We start from the raw sequence: 17,094 nt of genomic DNA, 5'->3' as shown, positions 1-17,094 counted from the left end.
GGATAACCGCTCGGCGCGAACGACACCGTCAGGTCCGCAACGTCCGCTTCAGGTTCTCTGGTACGCCAGAGCCGCGACGCTGTTGAGCAAGATGCGCACGAGCTCGGTCTGGCGGGTGACGCCGGTCTTGCCGAAGATCGAGCGCAAATGTGCCCGCGCCGTGTTGCGTGTGATGTTGAGCGCCTCCGCCGCTTCGTCGAGCGAGAGCCCGTTCGCGAGTTGAATCGCGAGTCCGGCTTCTGCGGGGGTCAAGCTGAACATTTGCCGCACCACCTCCTGCGGTGCCTGCGCCTGGCTCTCGGGATCGCGCACGAACACCGCCGCGGCGGCCCGGTGCTTGCCCTCGGACCACTCGCTCATCGGCACGCTGCGCACGACGACCCCGAGATTGCTCTTGCCGGACGGGCGCGTGACCGACATCGCGTCGACCACGGACAGATCCGGTTTCGTATGTCCGCTGAGCGCCGCCTTGATCAGGCGCTGCAGTTCGCGGTTGTCGCGCTGGTGTGTCGCCTCCAGCACATTGTTGGCGATTCTCAAGCCATCGCGTGTGCTCAACAGTTCGTCAGCTGCCAGATTGGTTTGCAGTACCTTGCCGTTTTCATCGAGGATGACGGTGCCTACCATCAGGCGCTCCACCGTGCCCGCGTACAGCTTGCGTTCGGACTCGCTGCGGTCCAGGTGTGTATGCAGAATCACCGCGCGCTTCAAATGCGGCAGCAGCGATCGGCAGAACGCCTTGTCTTTTTCCGAAAACGCTTTGGCGTGGCGCGGTCGGCAGCCGCGGAGTCGGCATTCCACCCCATCGGGAGTATGAATATCGGCCCCCATGATGTGAAACACGTCGAGCTGCGCGAGATACTCTTTATACAGGGGCGATTCCAGCCAACCCGCCTCGCCGAGGATTTCATGGACTGTGACGACCTGGTCGGGAGGCAGTCCGACGAATGGATCGAGAGTGTAGTAGTGCGTGGCATAGGAGACGAATCCTTCCGTGCTCACGTTTCCTGAGTTGATATACAGGCCCGGGTCTTCCGGCGTGGAGGACCGAAGAATCAGGGTGACATGGTTCGCATGCAACCGCTCGCGTATCAGGTTGAGGCTCTGTTGCCAGGGAACCGGTTCGAGCGGCCCTTCGTAGATCAGCCCGATCAAATCGCTGAATTCATCGAGAGGGAGGGAGGATGAAGCCATCTTGATCTGGTCCCCATTCGATCCCCGCGCCGCGGGTGGTCGCAGGATCTTATGAATTTTACGGCATCCTCATGATGATGCCGTAAAACGGTCAGCGCTTCAGAACCCTGCGGTAACCACCAGCAAGCAGTCGGTGCTAGCGCTAGAAGCCAGGCTGAATCCTGCCATTCGCGCGACCATGACGGCAGAATCGAGCCCACAGCTGATTGCCATACTTCGGCGCTCTTGCCGGGCGAATTCGCTTGCTGCAGGGAGCCTTACGTCGGCTCTCAGAGCTGGAGCAGAAGCCTGCCACCGACGATCAGCAGGATGATGGCGATTGCGTTGCGCAAATATTGATCGTTGACACTTGTACTCAGTCGCGAACCGAGCATGACGCCGGGGACCGATCCCGCCAGCAGCGAACCCAGCAGCGGGAAGTCGATGTTGCCAAGGATCAGGTGGCCCAGGCCGGCTACCAGCGTAAGCGGTATTGCATGAGCGATGTCGGTGCCAACCAGCTTGGCCGGTGTAAGGCGGTAGGGGTAGAGATAGACCAGCATCACTGCCCCGAGCGCCCCTGCGCCGACCGATGTGAGCGTGACCAGAAATCCGAGGAGCGCACCGGCCGCCACCGTCAGCACCGGTTGCACGCCCTTGAATCGCTGCGGCGCAGTGGTGCGCAAGCACTGGCCCAGGTGATGAAGTTTGGACTTGAACATCATCGCCACGCTGGTCAGCGCGAGCACCAGACCCAACGACTGCAGGATGACCATCTTCATGCCTTCGTCCAGCCGAATATGCTTGATCAGGAGCAGCGTGAGCACGGCAGCGGGCAGGCTCCCCATGGCCAGGCGACGGAATACGAGCCAGTCGAGCGCGCCGCGCGCCCCGTACATCCATCCGGCGACGCCTTTGGTAATCGCGGCGAAAAGCAAATCGGTGCCGACCGCGGTTTGCGGCGCAACCCCAAGCAAAAAAATCAGCACCGGGGTCATCAGCGCGCCGCCGCCTACCCCGGTCAGGCCGATCAGCAGACCGATGAGAAAACCGGCGAACGGATTAAGCAGCTCCATGCCGTCGCTCCGCTTAGCGCGTACCGCAGCAGGTTTCGAAACTGGCGATGAAATGCGCGACATCGGCTGCCGCCAGGTGGTTGACCCCGGCCGCCAGTTTTCTGCCGCTGCCGGACGCGGCGTCGATGCTCCGCAGCAGCTGGATGTCGCGCTTGACGCCGGTGACCAGCGTCGCGCTGCGGGGATCGGCGAGCAGCACATCGATATTGAAACTGATCATCTTTTCCTTCGCTGTTCTATCGCCCTGTCATCAGGTCGGCCAGTTTCACGACGCGGATCGTCGGATGCACGTGTTCGGCGGCGCCGACCCAGCGCATCGCGATGGTTCCGACCCGGTGCCTGGCGGTCTCGAGCCAGTTGTCAATTCCGGGTTGCGGTGCGCGAGCACCATTGTCACGCCGCCGTTGTCTCCAGCCGAAGGATTTGCTGACCGCTGCGTTTGAGCGCATCGCAGAACGTGGCCCATGTTTTTCCGGAAAGAAGTTGCGATTCGATATCGTTCGTCGCCATGCTGAGTCTCCTGTCATCCGCACACCGGCGGTTGGTGCTGGCCGTTCTCATTGTCGGTGGATACTTTCTCGTGCATGTCCCGTACAGACCGCACGATAGCAATGGCGCCGAGGTCTTCTCTTCGTCCGACCGGACTAAGAATTCGCGGTTATAACGCCGGGATTGGAGGTACTGTGGCAGGCGCCGGCGAGATCGGCTTGCTTGCCCGCTTGATTGCTGCTGCGCCTCAAAAATTCTTAGTCCGACCGGACGAGGTTCGGATGTCCGGCGGCTGGCAAGATGGCCTCAGCGATCGCTGTATGGAACATCCCGACACCTGTTCACGAGGTGCTGATCTGCTGGCCGACATGAAGACGTATTGGAACGGGGATGACCGCCAACTGTTGCAAGCTAGGGTGGATCAGGAAAAACAGCTGCGCTGTTCACACAATATAAAGGAGACCTGCATGCCCGATTCAAAATTCCTGGTGACTTCGGTCAAGGTACAGATCAACGCGCCGGCATCGCTGGTGTGGGATGTGTTGGTCGATCTCGACAATTACCCGCAATGGAATCCCTACACGGTCAAGGTCGCGTCGCGCACTCAATCAGCAACCGCGAACCTCAAGTAGCAGCGCGGGCCGCTCCGTCGCCGGCGGCGCCGGATAACACACGATATGGAGAAAGAATATGGCAATCGCAGTCATTACGGGTGCCGCATCGGGCATCGGCGCCGCAGTGCGCGAGCAGTTCGTCGCGGCCGGCATGGAGGTCATCGGCATCGATCTGAAGCGCGCCGACGTCCGCGCCGATTTGTCGACCGCTGCCGGGCTTCGCTCGGCGCTCGACGACGTGCTGCAACGCACCGGCGGCACGATTGACCGGCTGATATGCTGCGCCGGGCTGGGACCGCAGGCCGAACCGCCGGGCCGTACCGCAGCGGTCAACTACTTCGGCGCGGTCGCGCTGCTCGACGGACTGTTCGATGCCCTCAAGCGGGGGACCAATCCGGCTGCCGTGGTGGTTGCCTCGAGTTCGGCCGTGCTCCAGTCGTGGGCCGACAATCCGCTGCGCGACGCCTACCTCGGCGGCGACGAAGCCCGAGTGCAGGCGCTGGTCGCCACCCTGCCCGCCGAACAAGCCGGTTACGTTGCCTACGCCAGTTCGAAGTACGCGGTGTCGGTGGCGGTGCGCCAGCGCGCCGCTGCCTGGGGCAACGCGCGTGTGCGGCTCAATGTGGTGGCGCCGGGCGCCGTGCAAACGCCGCTGCTCGAAGCAGGTCTGAGCGATCCGCGCTACAGCGAGGCAATCCGCAACTTTGTCGCCCCGCTGGGCCGGCGGGCGGAAGCGCACGAGATTGCCACGCTGATCGGCTTCGTCGCCAGCGAACAGGCGGCATTCGTGCACGGCAGCGTACTGTTCATTGACGGCGGGCTCGACGCCAGCGCGCGTCCATTCGATTTCTGACACCGCGCCACCCACGCCCATCCTTTACGGGAGAAACACCATGCACGACGCCCGCCCCGCACCCGATATCCCGGGGATTTGTCCAAAAGGGCGATACATGAACGGCTTACATCTGTTCAGGAAACGGAATTTATTGCACGTTAACGATTAATCGAAGGGAGTTCGAATCATGCAAAGACTTGCCAACAAGGTGGTCATCGTTGCGGGCGGCGGCGGCGGAATCGGCGCCGCGACGGCCATGCGCCTTGCGCACGAAGGGGCGACAGTCGTCGTGGGCGATCTCGCTCCCGACAATGCGGCGGCAGTCGCGGACCGCATCAACATGGGCGGTGGGCGTGCCCTGGGGATGCAGTTCGACATCAGCGACGAGGCCTCCGTGGCAGCGCTGGTCAATGCGGCGGTCGATGCCTTCGGCGGCCTCGACGCGCTGCACGCCAACGCCGCTGACATGGGCGCCATCATGCGCGACACCAACGCCGTCGACGTCCCGCTCGAAATATTCGACCGCACCATCGAAGTCAACCTGCGCGGCTACCTCTTGTGTACCCGGCACGCGGTTCCGGCGTTACTCAGGCGTGGCGGCGGGACTATCGTCTACACCACGTCCGCTGCCGCCTTCGTCGGTGAACCGGAGCGGGTCTGCTACGGCATCAGCAAGAGCGGCGTCCACGCGCTGATGCATCATGTCGCATCGGCGTGGGGCAAGCAAGGTATCCGAGCCAACGCCGTCGCCCCGGGCCTGATCCTGACAGAGAACATCCGCGACCACATGCCGGCGCAATTCAAGGCCGATGTGCTCGGCCTGGGCCGCAGCCCGCGCCTCGGCGATGTAAGGGATATCGCCGCAGCGGTCGCCTACCTCGTGTCCGACGACGGCGAATGGATCAACGGGCAAGTCATCAGCGTGGACGGCGGCGCGACGCTGCGCTGAGCGGACATCGACGTGAGCGCCCGACTTGAACGACTTGACGGTGGACTTGACGGTGGACTTGACGGTGGCCTCGACGCCAGCGTGCGTCCATTCGATTTCTGATACCAAACCACCCACGCCCATCCATTACAGGAGCAACACCATGCACGATGCTCACCCTACCCCTGTCTCGCCGTTCTCAGCAGTCAGCCTCGGCCCGATCACGCTGCGCAACCGGTTCATCAAGTCCGGCGCCAATGAAGGCATGACGCCCACGGGCCTGCCTACGCGCGCGCTCGTCAAGCATCATCGCGACCTCGCCGCCGGCGGCATTGGCATGACCACGGTCGCCTATGCCGCCGTGGCCCGCGACGGCCTGACTTTTCCGCATCAGATGCACATGCACGCGGACGTGGTCCCGCATCTGCGTGTGCTCACCGATGCGGTACATCGCGAGGGTGCAGCCGCTTGCCTGCAGATCACCCACGCGGGGTCGTTCACGATGATGCGCCATGGCGGGCGCCGCAGCGCGCCCACCGCATCGGCCGGGCTGAATGCGTTCGGCATGCTGTACGGCGTGTTTTTCCAGCGCGCCATGAACGAAACCGATATGGCACGCGTCGCTGCCCAGTTCGCCGACGCGGCGCGCCTTGCGCGCGAATGCGGTTTCGACGCAGTCGAAATTCACATGGGCCACGGCTACCTGCTCAACCAGTTTCTGTCGCCGCTGAGCAACCGCCGGCGCGACCGTTTCGGCGGCTCGGCCGAACAGCGCACGCGCTTTCCCGCGCAGGTACTGCGCCAAGTGAAAGACGCCGTCGGCGCGCACCTGGCAGTCGGCTGCAAGCTCAGCGTCAGCGACGGCGTGCCGGGTGGCAACCGTGCGCAGGACTCGGCCGTGACCGCGCGCATTCTCGAAGCTGAGGGTGCCGACCTGCTCACGCTGAGCGGCGGCCGCAACGTCGAGAGCCCGTGGGTGCTGTTCGGCAGCCCGCTGCCGACCGCGCAAATGAAAGCTGCCGCACCGCATGCGCTGGCGCGCTTCGGTGTGACGATGTTGGAAAAACGCACGCCGCGCGACCTGGCGTTTCGCGATTTGTACTTCCTTGAGGATTCGCGCGTGATCCGGCAGGCGGTGCGGATGCCGCTCGCATTCGTCGGCGGCGTCAAATCGCTGGCCGGCGTCGAGCAACTGATGGCCGAAGGCTTCGACTGCATCGCCCTGGCCCGAGCACTGATCCACGACCCGGCGCTGGTCGAACACTTCCGCACCGGCGCTGTGACGCACTCCGCCTGCAACAGTTGCAACACGTGCGTGGCGAAGATCTACGATCCCGCAGGCGTGAGCTGCGTGCTCGGCGCACCGAACGATCCGGCGCTCACGCGCATGCTTGCCGCGGATCAATAATCCGCTCGGCGTGGCATCGCCGCGGATGCCCGCCAGAGTGGCTCATCGGCTCGCGCACTCCACCCGCGCATCCTGCATTTAAGTCCGTTCTAGCACGCCCCGAGTCCGCCATTTTTTAGTCCGGTCAGACGAAGATTCAATATTGCGCCATCCGTATTCTTTGCTTAACGCACGAGACCTACCCGTATCGGGTCCGGCGAACTCAAAGGAGATTATCGATGTTGACCCACTTGGAGCGACTGGAGGCGGAGAGCATCCACATCATGCGCGAGGTAGTGGCGGAGTGTGAAAACCCGGTGATGCTGTACTCGGTCGGCAAGGACAGCGCAGTGATGCTACATCTTGCGATGAAGGCGTTTAATCCGGCCAAACCACCCTTTGCGCTGCTGCACGTCGACACTACCTGGAAATTCCGCGAGATGATTTCGTTTCGCGACCAGACCACCGAACGACTCGGGCTCAAATTGCTGGTACACGTGAACCCTGAGGGACTCGAGAAAAACATCAGCCCGTTTACGCACGGCTCGGCAGTACACACCGACATCTGGAAGACCCAGGGCCTGAAGCAGGCACTCGACCACTACGGCTTCGATGCGGCGTTCGGCGGCGCCCGGCGCGACGAGGAAAAATCGCGCGCGAAAGAACGCATCTTCTCGATCCGTTCGGAACAGCATCGCTGGGACCCGAAGCTGCAGCGGCCGGAACTCTGGCGCCTGTACAACGCGCGCAAGCGCAAGGGCGAAAGCCTGCGCGTGTTCCCGATCTCGAACTGGACCGAGCTGGACATCTGGCAGTACATCTATCTGAACAAGATCCCGATCGTGCCGCTGTATTTCGCCAAGGAGCGCCCGGTGGTGGAGCGTGATGGGACGTTGATCATGGTCGATGACGAACGCATGCCGCTGCGCGAAGGCGAAGTGCCACAGATGAAGAAGGTGCGCTTCCGCACGCTGGGTTGCTATCCGCTGACCGGCGCGATCGAGAGTGAAGCCGAGACGCTGACCGACATCATCCAGGAGATGCTGCTGACGAAAACGTCGGAGCGGCAGGGTCGAATGATCGACACCGATTCGGTCGGCTCTATGGAAAAAAAGAAACAAGAGGGGTATTTCTGATGGCACACGTATCCAACCTGATTGCCGAGGACATCGAGCAATATCTGGAAGCGCACCAGTACAAGGGGCTGCTGCGCTTCATCACCTGCGGCAGCGTCGATGACGGCAAGAGCACGCTGATCGGACGGCTGCTGTATGAATCGAAGATGCTGTTCGAGGACCAGCTCAGCCAGCTCGAGGAAGATTCGAAGAAAGTCGGCACGCAAGGCGGCGACCTGGACTTCGCGCTGCTGGTCGACGGGCTGGCCGCCGAGCGCGAACAGGGCATTACGATCGACGTGGCTTACCGCTTCTTCTCGACCGACAAGCGCAAGTTCATCGTGGCCGACACGCCGGGGCACGAACAATACACGCGCAATATGGTGACCGGCGCGTCGACCGCCGATGTGGCGATCATCCTGATAGATGCACGCAAGGGCGTGCTGACGCAGACCCGGCGCCACAGCTATCTGGTGTCGCTGATCGGCATCCGCCACGTCGTGGTGGCGATCAACAAGCTCGATATGGTCGACTACTCACAACACGTGTTCGACCGGATCGAGGCCGAATACCGCGATTTCGCCAAGCAGATCGGTCTTGAGAATATCGTTTGCATACCGATGTCAGCACTGCGCGGCGACAACATCACCGAGCCGAGCGCCAATACCCCGTGGTACCAGGGGCCGGTCCTGATGGATTACCTGGAGACCGTGCCGCTGGCAGATGATGCCGAGAGCCACCGGCCGTTCCGGCTGCCGGTGCAGTGGGTCAACCGGCCGCACCTGAACTTCCGCGGCTACGCGGGCAACATCGTCGCCGGCGGCATTCGCGTTGGCGAGCGGATTCGCGTGCTGCCCTCCGGCAAGGAAAGCCGTGTGGCGAGCATCGTGACTGCCGACGGCCTGCGCGACGCAGCAGTTTGCGGACAGTCGGTGACCCTGACGCTGGAAGATGAAATCGACATCAGCCGCGGCGACGTGATCGCCCGCGCGGATGCGCCACCGGCAGTAGCCGATCAGTTCGAGACCACCATCGTCTGGATGAGCGAGGAGCCGATGCTGCCCGGGCGGCCGTACCTGTTGAAAATCGGCACCCGCACGGTCGGCGTCACCAGTGCCGCTCCGAAGTACAAGATCAACGTCAACACGCTGGAACACCTGGCGGCCAAGACGCTCGAACTCAACGAGATCGGCGTGTGCAACCTGAGCCTGGACCAGTCGATCGCATTCGATCCCTATACCGAGAACCGCGACACCGGCGGCTTCATCGTGATCGACCGGGTGACCAACAACACCGTCGGCGCGGGACTGCTGCACTTCGCGCTGCGGCGCTCGCAAAACGTCCACTGGCAAGCGGTCGATGTGAACCGGCAGGCGCATGCGGCGCTCAAAAGCCAGCAGCCACGCATCCTCTGGTTCACCGGCTTGTCCGGGGCGGGCAAATCGACGGTCGCGAACCTGGTGGAGAAGAAGCTGCACGCGCTGGGCCGCCACACCTATCTGCTGGACGGCGACAACGTGCGGCACGGGCTGAACAAGGACCTCGGCTTTTCCGAGGCGGACCGGGTCGAGAACATCCGGCGAGTGGCGGAGGTAGCGAGGCTGATGCTGGACGCCGGCCTGATCACGCTGGTGTCGTTCATCTCGCCGTTCCGCGCCGAGCGGCGCATGGCGCGCGAACTGGTCGGCCCCGGCGAGTTCATCGAGGTGTTCATCGACACCCCGATCAGCGTCGCCGAACAGCGCGATCCGAAGGGCTTATACCAGAAGGCGCGGCGCGGTGAGCTGAAGAACTTCACCGGCATCGACTCGCCCTATGAGCCGCCGGAAAGCCCAGAAATCCGCATCGATACGACCTCGCAGTCGCCTGAGCAGGCTGCCGATTTCATCGTTGCCCGCCTGTTGGCCAATGGCATCCTGGTTGATTGATCCGACGATGCACAGACGCGGGTCCGTACGTATATTACTTACGCGCCCGCGTCGTCTAGGCCGCAAGCCCCTAGGGTTTAGCCGGCAAGGTCCGCAGGTCGAGCTGGCTGGACGAGATCAATACCGAACACCAGGTTTTCTGGGCTGCCGCCGCATGGCGGTCGGCCTCGCCAAGCGCCGACCAAGCGCTGAGTTGCTGGCTTGCGCCGCCTCTCGTGATCGCCCCGATTACTGCTGCACCAGCGCCTGATCCGGCGCCCAGACCTGGTTGAAGAAAGGGCTGTGCTTGGCCAGTTCTGCGTAGCGGGTGGGATTCAGCGTGCATTCAGGGCACCAGTGGCCGCCCATCAGCACCAGGTTGGGACTGGCCTTAAACTGATGGCCGCAGCTGCACCGCCACGGCTGGGGCGTAACCCAGTCGCCCCGGGCGATGTCGCTGGCGACGCACTGGCCGCCGCGGTAGCCGGCGGCATTGCGCAAGTCTTCCAGGCTCAGCGCGCTGCGCGGCTTGCTTTCATCGTAGCCATGGTTGAGCCGTTGCGGCGTGGCGGACGGGCGTTCGAACTTGAAACCTTCCCAGCCAGCGTTTTTTTCCCGCGCCGCGCGGGAGCCGAAGAAGGCTGCGATCCGGTCGCCCTCGTTGTGGGCGAACCAGTGCAGCGGACCGCCATTGCCGGCTGCCAACGCAGCGATCCTCTTCTTGACCGCACTCGGGAACAATCCGCCGAGCTTGATGTAAAACGGCACGCTGTCGGCCATCTGGCGCGCAAAATCGTCGATCGATTCGCTGCGGAACGGCACCAGTTGTTGCAGCCGGTCGGAGTCTTCATACCACTGGCCGTGGAAATTGCGCAGTGCAAACCAGCTGGGATCAAAAACCCGGCGGAAATCCTTGAGGCCGATCGCACCGAACAGCTTGCCCATGAATTCGTGGTTGACCACGCGGCAGCGTTCGCCGCCGCCGATGTTGTAGATGCGACCCCAGAACTCGTCCGGCACCGCCTCCTCGCAGACATTGGCCAGCAGCCGGCCCGAATCGCGCACGGTGACCCATTCGAGCACCCCGTTGAGCGGGTTATGGAACAGGATCGGATCGAAAATGCGCCACAGGTTGACGTGCGCGATGCCGGTCTGGCGCAGCGATACCCAGTGCTTGAGGCCGGAATCGACGACGATGCTCTCGGCAACGGCCTTGGTGACCGCGTAATTGTCGAACATGCTGATTTTGATCGGGTCCCCGACTCGGCCCCAGTGGATCGGGGCCATCCGGTTGCCGGTTTGCGCGACGGTGCCGATATAGGCCAGCTTCACCCGCTCCGGGTCGGGCTGCGCTTTGATCGCCTGCACAATGTTGCGGATCGAACCGATGTTCACCTTGCTGGTGAGCTCCGGGTGATGGTCGGCCAACGGCGACACCATGCCACCCACATGCAGCACATAGTCGGCGCCGTTTACGCCTTGCAACACGTCTTCGTACTTGGTCAGGTCGCCCCATATCACGCGCACCTCACCCCGTTTTTCGAACGGGGCCATGATTTTCTTGTCCTTTGCGCCGGGCAGGACCAGTGCGGTGACATTGAATCGGTCGCGCCGTTGTAGGAAAAACTCCAGAGCGGCCTGCCCCATGTTGCCGGAAGCCCCGGTCAAAAAGACGGTTTTCTTATTGTTCATCTGATGTCAAAAGAAATGGATCGGAGGGCCGGGGGCGACCATCTGCCACCGCAATTGGTTCAAAGAAACAATTCTGTTTATTGAATTCTACTGTCGCGGTTCACGGCAGCAAATCGTCCACTTGCAGTAGGCGTTGTTGCACGGCTATCCAGAAAGACGAGTTGACCTCTGTACTCGAAACCATGCCTGCTGATTGAACTTGTGGGGTGCTCCGATAATGCCGGTAACCAACCGGCAACTCCCAACGGAGCACTCGTTTAGAGATTAACGTGGCGTTGTGCTTACAGGCCCGTGCGGCGTGCTGCATCCGCGGTGCAATCATCGAAGCCCATGACGCCGGTATTGAGCGAAACACCTTTCGGCTGCTCGTTGACCAAGCGATCCGCCATGTATGCACCGGAAACTAGGTCATGGTAGATAGCGACGCCAGCTTGAAATGCTTCCATCTCATACGCGTAAAAGTAATTGACCATCCCGACACGCCATAGTTGACCACGAGCATCATAATTGTCAGATATGACCGGGTGCCAGGTGTCCTCATCGAGGTACATGACCCGCTTTGCGTACAGGTGGCGATAGCCCTCCTTCAGCGCACCCTCCAGCACCCAGACGCGATGCAGCTCGTAGCGCATGTAGGCAGGGTTGACATGGCCCCGCTTGAGTAACTCGCTATACTTCACTTTCGGGTCATTGAGCCGATAGGCGTTGTATGGAATATAAGCCTCCTTCTTGCCGACGATCTTCCAGTTGTAGCGCTCAGGCGATCCGTTGAATAACCGATCGTCGTCCACGGTACGAAACCCGCCAGGCCCCTGCGGCATATCGAAACCGAACTCGGGCATTTGCCGCACGCGACGCGTCCCGGGGTTGTATTGCCAGGCTTGCCTTGACTTGGCGTAATTATAAAATTCGTGGCCGACGATGATCTCGCCTTTGTTTCGCTCCGGTTTTAATGTCTGGACGTTGAAGCAGGATGCTATGCCGTCAGTCTTGCCACGTTGCTTCGGATCGCTGGCAGGCGAAAACTGCTTATACGAAACTCGTCCCCATGCAGTGTCGCCATTCGGATATACGACCGCTTGGTCGAAGATCGCGAGTTCCTTCCAGGCCCGATATGGCCAAAGGGCGTTTCTCAACATCTCAAGACCATTTTCGGGGAGAGGAAAAGCGATAGCGCCATTCACCGCGTCGACGCCTTTTCCTTCATCCGTCAACACCGCACTTAATGCATTCTGCTTCGCTGTGACGCACATCCAGTCGGGATAGCGGAAGTCGCGATGGCTCGGATAAACCGGAATTTGGAAGGTCGTTGGATATTTATCGAGAAGCGCTTTCTGCCCCTCGGTGAGCCGGTTGACGTACTGCGCCATGTTCTTCGCGGTGATGACGAACAGAGGCTTCTCGCTTGCGTAAGGGTCAGGATGGTAATCCCCCGGGTGAAAATTGATGCCCGGCGGGATACCCAGCCACTTCCCTGACCAAGGCGGAATGCTCCCGTCCTGGTTGCCACTCTTCTCAGCTCCCACGCAAGTAAGACTCTTGCCGAGTTTTTCTGCTTCTTGGGCCGATACTTTGGCCAAGGCTTCTTGTCCGGCCAGACTGACCATCAGCAAGGACGTGCAACCTACATAAACAGTCTTGAATTTCACGATTTTGTCTCCTCATTTCAATGCTTGGAACCGGCTTGAGATCGATGCCCACTTGGTGCCACGCCGGTCGTTCAATTTTTTATAATGTCTACTATAACTAACGACTCAATTACGGGAGTCAGCCGGTAAATCGCAACCGGTCCGGGTTACAAAGGTCTGAGGCTAGAAGCAGAAAGCTCGGTCACCGGCATACTGTCAGGCATGCCACCGATAACGACCGCACATTTTGAGAAGGCGTTAAAAGTTGCAATGGCGAGAGACCAGTGAACCAGCTGATCTGAACGCAGATGCGCCTTTAGCCGTGCTCGGAATGCATCGGTCATATGGCCAGGCTGATTCAGGTAGATATGGGTGTATTCAAGCACCAATTTTTCTTCTTCCGACAGCGTGCTCCCCGAGCTCGCAATAAGACCGCCATCTTGATGGCGGATTCCTCTTCCGGTTATGTGGGTTAAAACAATTCAGCGTCCGGCCGCAAGCCCCTTGGGTTTAGCCGGCAAGGTCCGCAGGTCAAGCTGGCTGGACGAGATCAATACCGAATACCAGGTTTTCTGGGCTGCCGACGCATGGCGGTCGGCCTCGCCGAGCAGGCGAATATTGCGCTGAAAATCGCGAATCATGTCTTCCAGGCGCGTCAGTGAAGACTCGGACAACTTGACCAGCTCGGCACCCCACGGGGCCCCGGGCTGCCAGGCGCCGAGCGCGTCGGCCTTGATCCACTGCGCTAACTGGGTGCGCATCGGCCCATCCTTGCGCCACTCGATATCGCGCACCGTCAGCAAGCGCATCTCATTTCCCGGCAGCAAGTCGATCAGGCGCAGCTTATCGAGCCGGGTCAGATAATCGACCAAAGCCGCCGGCTCCAGCCCCTGCTCGCTCCATAGTTCGTCCGGCGACCAGCCGCGCAGGATGATCGTGAGCACGAACGCCAGGTTCTTATCTTGCGCCAGCGCCTGCTCTTGCTCAACGCTGAGTTGGCGCAGACGTGCGTCGGCGTCATGCGCGGTGAATTCGATCAGTTCGATCAGGCTGACATCGGCAAAGGTGCACAGGTCTTCGAGCCGCTCGACGGTGATGCCCTGGCCCGCGAACCAGCGCTTGATGGTCGGCTCGCTGACCGCTAGCGTCTGCGCGATTTCGCGGTAACCGATGCCGCGCGCGCGCAACAAACGCTTGAGCGAGGCCACCAGCAGCGGCAGTTGGCGGTCATTTTTTTGTCGTCCCATGTTTTTTGCCGGAAGCACGGCACCGTGAATGACTGATACCGACTGGCGCCAAATGTGCGCATTTGATCAGAACGGGATCATTATATGATCCTTTTTTGAAAATTCCCCGACAAAAAGAAGCTCGCCCTAAGATCGCCACGTACCACTAACGATAAAGGAGAAAGACGTATGGCAGATCTATTGATTCGAGGCGGCACGGTAGTGGATGGCACCGGGGCGGCGGGATTTCGCGCCGATGTGCGCGTGCAGGGCGACACGATTTCCGAGGTCGGCCCCAACCTGCAGCCGCGCGGCGAACGCATCGTCGACGCCGACGGCTGTTATGTCACGCCCGGCTTCATCGAAGCTCACACCCATTACGACGGCACGATGTGGTGGCAACCGGACCTCGATCCGCTGCCCGGCTATGGCGTGACGACGACCATCATGGGCAACTGCGGCTTCTCGGTCGCGCCGGTGTCGTCGGACCCGGAAGCCCGGCGCGAGATGGTGAAGATCTTTTCGTTCTTCGAAGACATCCCGAGCGGGCCGTTCGAGAAAGAAGTCGCGTGGGACTGGAAAACCTGGTCCGAATACAAGCAATCGCTGACCAGCAAGGTTCAGGCCTCGGCCAATGTCGCCACCTTCGTCGGCCATATCGCGTTGCGCCTGACCGTAATGGGGATGGCCGCCTGGGAACGCGCGGCGACCCCGCAAGAAATCGCATCGATGGCGACTCATCTGGAAGACGCTGTGTCGTCCGGGGCGCTCGGCCTGTCGTCCAATCTGCACGACCATGACGGCAATGACCGGCCAGTCCCGACGATGCTGGCCGACGATGCCGAATTCAGCGCGCTGATCGCGGTGCTGGCGCGCCATCCGGGCACGCTGATGCAAGTAATCGTCGACACCTTCATGCGCAAGACCGGCCCGGCAGCGACCGAGCGCATCGCGCGCCTGTGCGAAGGACACGCGGTGCGCGTGCAGTGGGCCGGGGTGCCGACGCTGGAATTCCAGAAGGATATCCAGGGCCCGATGCTGGAGCAGCACGAGCGCTTCAAGCGCAACGGGCGCGATTTCTGGACCGCGTTCACCCACGTGTCGCCGACCTACACGCTGAGCGTGAACCGTTCGCTGTTCTTTGCGCAAACCAACGATTATGTCTGGCACGAAGTGGTGCTGGCGCCGACCGAAGCCGACAAACTGGCGCTGCTGCGCGATCCCGCATGGCGCGCGCGTGCCCGCCATTCGTGGGATCACGACGCCTGGCGCCATTCGCAGCTGGCGCACCCGGAACAGTTGCTGCTGCTCAATTCCGACAATGGGGTCGGGCCGGTCAATCTCAGCGTGGCTGCGTATGCTGAACAACTCGGCGTGCATGCTTCGGATGCGATGGCCGAGTGGCTGATCAACAATGGCCTGCAATCGACCGTGCATCTGGCGCCGTTCGCGATGGATGAAGAAATGGTGGTGCGCCTGCTGAAGGACCCGTACACGGTCGGCAACGTCAGCGACGCCGGCGCCCACGGCCAGATGTTGTGCGGCGGCGGCGAAAACATGCTGTTGTTCACCCATTACGTGCAAAAAACCGGCGCGCTGACAGTCGAAGAAGCGGTGCACGTGCAAACCGGCAAGCTGGCCAAGCACTTCAACCTGGGCGACCGCGGCGTGCTCAAGGTCGGCAAGCGGGCCGATATCACCGTGTTCCACCTCGATGAAATCCGGCATCGCGAAATGAAGAAGGTGTTCGACGTGCCGGATGGCGACGGCGGCCATATCTGGCGCTGGACCCGCGACCCGGCCCCGGTGCGCCTGACGCTGGTCAACGGCATCCCGACCTTCGACGGCGCCAAGTTTACCGGCGCGTTCCCGGGCCAGTTGATCGGCCCGGTGTTAGAGACCGCATGATCAGCGAGCGCTGAATGCTGGCGCGGGGGAGCCGCAGCGCTCCCCCGCAGCGCCCCCCTCATCAACCTACGAACCAGGAACCCCATCATGTCGAGTATCCAACCCATCCCGATGAAATTCCGGGTGCCTGAAATCGCCTTTCCGAAGGGCTGGTATTGCGTGGCCGAAGCGGACGAGATCAGCGCCGACACGCTGAAACCGGTCAGCTATCTGAACCAGCAGCTGATCGTATACCGCACCCAGTCCGGCGCGGCGCAGGTGGCCGATGCCTATTGCCCGCATCTGGGCGCGCACCTCGCATCGCACGATGGCTGCATCGAGAACGGCGCGATCGTCTGCCCATTTCATAAATGGAAGTGGGACGGCGAACAAGGCCACTGTGTCGACATTCCCTATGCTGGCATACCGCAATCGCGCAGCCTCAGCCTGACGCTGCACCCGACCCGGGAGATCGACGGCATGGTGCTGATGTGGTATCACCCGGCGAATGCGGCACCGGACTTCGAGCCGTATGTGAGCAGCGCATTGCAGCAGCACAAGTGGGTGCTGTTCGACAGCATCGAGTGGGTCAGCACCTGCCCCTACCGCGACCTGTATGAAAACCTGTTCGATACCGCGCATATTGTGCAGCTGCACGGCGCCAGCAAGATGCCGGTACTGCGCAGCATGGAACAAAGGGCGCACGGTCTGTATGTCGATTATGAGATCGACCCGAGCGCCGAGCAGTTCAGCATGAAGAGCCTGACCGCCCACTTCACCGGCGTCACAGCGCTGAACCAGTTGTTCGAAGGCGAAGGCTGGGCCACCAACTTCGTTATTTCGACTACCCCACTCGACAATGAACGCTTCATCGAAAAAGTGCGGCTGTACGTCAGGGATCTAGGCTCCAAGGAAATGAACGAAATGATCGGCAAGCCCTGGATCGAACGCTTCAAATTCGAAGTCGAGCAGGATTTCAAGGTGCTCAATTACAAGAAGCATCTGCCGCAGCCCAAGCTGTGCGGCGGCGACGGCCCGATCTACCAGTATCGTGAATACGCGAACCAGTATTACGTCTGAGCCGGGTGCAAATAGTTGGGACGCGATCCAAGCAGGGGCGAATTAGCTCCTGCTTGT

Annotated in this window: 14 protein-coding genes; 8 read left to right on the top strand and 6 right to left on the bottom strand. The window is 61.3% G+C overall.

Annotation, left to right across the window (positions count from 1 at the left end; genetic code table 11):
• Positions 1-48: 48 nt before the first annotated feature.
• From ACFOFO_RS01315 to ACFOFO_RS01305, 3 genes are all read right to left on the bottom strand, one after another.
• A complete protein-coding gene (locus ACFOFO_RS01315; protein ID WP_390330619.1) occupies positions 49-1,194 on the bottom strand; it encodes a helix-turn-helix transcriptional regulator in 1,146 nt (381 codons plus the stop codon).
• Positions 1,195-1,463: 269 nt separating this feature from the next.
• The gene (locus ACFOFO_RS01310; protein WP_390325056.1) at positions 1,464-2,249 is read right to left on the bottom strand and encodes a sulfite exporter TauE/SafE family protein; all 786 of its coding nucleotides are present in this window, start codon (positions 2,247-2,249) and stop codon (positions 1,464-1,466) included.
• 13 nt (positions 2,250-2,262) lie between these two features.
• Positions 2,263-2,469: a hypothetical protein gene (locus ACFOFO_RS01305; RefSeq protein ID WP_390325058.1), complete on the bottom strand. Its 207-nt coding sequence runs from the start codon at positions 2,467-2,469 to the stop codon at positions 2,263-2,265.
• A gap of 463 nt (positions 2,470-2,932) precedes the next feature.
• On the opposite strand from ACFOFO_RS01305, the gene ACFOFO_RS01300 reads away from it, so the two are divergent.
• The 6 genes from ACFOFO_RS01300 (at position 2,933) to cysN (ending at position 9,545) form a co-directional block, all read left to right on the top strand.
• Positions 2,933-3,370 (top strand): SRPBCC family protein, encoded by a 438-nt coding sequence (locus ACFOFO_RS01300; protein ID WP_390325061.1) that lies wholly within the window; start codon positions 2,933-2,935, stop codon positions 3,368-3,370.
• A gap of 58 nt (positions 3,371-3,428) precedes the next feature.
• Entirely contained in the window at positions 3,429-4,205 is a 777-nt protein-coding gene (locus ACFOFO_RS01295) for an SDR family oxidoreductase (protein WP_390325063.1), read from the top strand.
• A 169-nt stretch (positions 4,206-4,374) separates the two neighbouring features.
• Complete coding sequence (locus tag ACFOFO_RS01290; RefSeq protein WP_390325065.1) at positions 4,375-5,136, top strand: SDR family NAD(P)-dependent oxidoreductase; 762 nt, start codon at positions 4,375-4,377, stop codon at positions 5,134-5,136.
• Between the two features lie 142 nt (positions 5,137-5,278).
• Positions 5,279-6,523 carry an NADH:flavin oxidoreductase gene (locus ACFOFO_RS01285; protein WP_390325066.1) on the top strand — a complete coding sequence of 415 codons (1,245 nt, stop codon included), beginning with the start codon at positions 5,279-5,281 and terminating at the stop codon, positions 6,521-6,523.
• Positions 6,524-6,678: 155 nt separating this feature from the next.
• Positions 6,679-7,638, top strand: a complete 960-nt coding sequence (cysD, locus tag ACFOFO_RS01280) for a sulfate adenylyltransferase subunit CysD (RefSeq protein ID WP_390328112.1) — start codon at positions 6,679-6,681, stop codon at positions 7,636-7,638.
• A complete protein-coding gene (cysN, locus tag ACFOFO_RS01275) occupies positions 7,638-9,545 on the top strand; it encodes a sulfate adenylyltransferase subunit CysN (RefSeq protein ID WP_390325068.1) in 1,908 nt (635 codons plus the stop codon). The genes cysD and cysN overlap by 1 nt, the downstream gene beginning before the upstream one ends.
• Before the next feature lie 228 nt (positions 9,546-9,773).
• On the opposite strand, the gene ACFOFO_RS01270 is transcribed toward cysN, so the two are convergent.
• The 3 genes from ACFOFO_RS01270 to ACFOFO_RS01260 form a co-directional block, all read right to left on the bottom strand.
• On the bottom strand, positions 9,774-11,216 hold the full coding sequence (locus ACFOFO_RS01270; RefSeq protein ID WP_390330617.1) for an NAD-dependent epimerase/dehydratase family protein: 1,443 nt from the start codon (positions 11,214-11,216) through the stop codon (positions 9,774-9,776).
• A gap of 281 nt (positions 11,217-11,497) precedes the next feature.
• Entirely contained in the window at positions 11,498-12,865 is a 1,368-nt protein-coding gene (locus ACFOFO_RS01265; RefSeq protein WP_390325071.1) for a DUF1329 domain-containing protein, read from the bottom strand.
• Positions 12,866-13,326: 461 nt separating this feature from the next.
• Positions 13,327-14,091, bottom strand: a complete 765-nt coding sequence (locus ACFOFO_RS01260) for a helix-turn-helix domain-containing protein (RefSeq protein ID WP_390330615.1) — start codon at positions 14,089-14,091, stop codon at positions 13,327-13,329.
• Between the two features lie 168 nt (positions 14,092-14,259).
• On the opposite strand from ACFOFO_RS01260, the gene ACFOFO_RS01255 reads away from it, so the two are divergent.
• Together ACFOFO_RS01255 and ACFOFO_RS01250 are read left to right on the top strand one after the other, a co-directional pair.
• Entirely contained in the window at positions 14,260-15,978 is a 1,719-nt protein-coding gene (locus tag ACFOFO_RS01255) for an N-acyl-D-amino-acid deacylase family protein (RefSeq protein ID WP_390325075.1), read from the top strand.
• An 87-nt stretch (positions 15,979-16,065) separates the two neighbouring features.
• Positions 16,066-17,037 (top strand): Rieske 2Fe-2S domain-containing protein, encoded by a 972-nt coding sequence (locus ACFOFO_RS01250; RefSeq protein WP_390325077.1) that lies wholly within the window; start codon positions 16,066-16,068, stop codon positions 17,035-17,037.
• Positions 17,038-17,094 lie beyond the last annotated feature (57 nt).

The sequence above is a fragment of the Pseudundibacterium arcticum genome (assembly GCF_042646465.1).
Classification (GTDB): Bacteria; Pseudomonadota; Gammaproteobacteria; order Burkholderiales; family Burkholderiaceae_D; genus Undibacterium_A; species Undibacterium_A arcticum.
Note: the sequence above shows the minus strand (reverse complement) of the source record. Positions and strands in the feature narration are given on the sequence as shown.

Excerpts from the sequence above, each read along its gene's own strand:
- ACFOFO_RS01315 (WP_390330619.1), bottom strand. The coding sequence starts at position 1,194 with ATGGCTTCATCCTCCCTCCCTCTCGATGAATTCAGCGATTTGATCGGG.
- ACFOFO_RS01310 (WP_390325056.1), bottom strand. The coding sequence starts at position 2,249 with ATGGAGCTGCTTAATCCGTTCGCCGGTTTTCTCATCGGTCTGCTGATC.
- ACFOFO_RS01305 (WP_390325058.1), bottom strand. The coding sequence starts at position 2,469 with ATGATCAGTTTCAATATCGATGTGCTGCTCGCCGATCCCCGCAGCGCG.
- ACFOFO_RS01295 (WP_390325063.1), top strand. The coding sequence starts at position 3,429 with ATGGCAATCGCAGTCATTACGGGTGCCGCATCGGGCATCGGCGCCGCA.
- ACFOFO_RS01290 (WP_390325065.1), top strand. The coding sequence starts at position 4,375 with ATGCAAAGACTTGCCAACAAGGTGGTCATCGTTGCGGGCGGCGGCGGC.
- ACFOFO_RS01285 (WP_390325066.1), top strand. The coding sequence starts at position 5,279 with ATGCACGATGCTCACCCTACCCCTGTCTCGCCGTTCTCAGCAGTCAGC.
- cysN (WP_390325068.1), top strand. The coding sequence starts at position 7,638 with ATGGCACACGTATCCAACCTGATTGCCGAGGACATCGAGCAATATCTG.
- ACFOFO_RS01270 (WP_390330617.1), bottom strand. The coding sequence starts at position 11,216 with ATGAACAATAAGAAAACCGTCTTTTTGACCGGGGCTTCCGGCAACATG.
- ACFOFO_RS01260 (WP_390330615.1), bottom strand. The coding sequence starts at position 14,091 with ATGGGACGACAAAAAAATGACCGCCAACTGCCGCTGCTGGTGGCCTCG.
- ACFOFO_RS01255 (WP_390325075.1), top strand. The coding sequence starts at position 14,260 with ATGGCAGATCTATTGATTCGAGGCGGCACGGTAGTGGATGGCACCGGG.
- ACFOFO_RS01250 (WP_390325077.1), top strand. The coding sequence starts at position 16,066 with ATGTCGAGTATCCAACCCATCCCGATGAAATTCCGGGTGCCTGAAATC.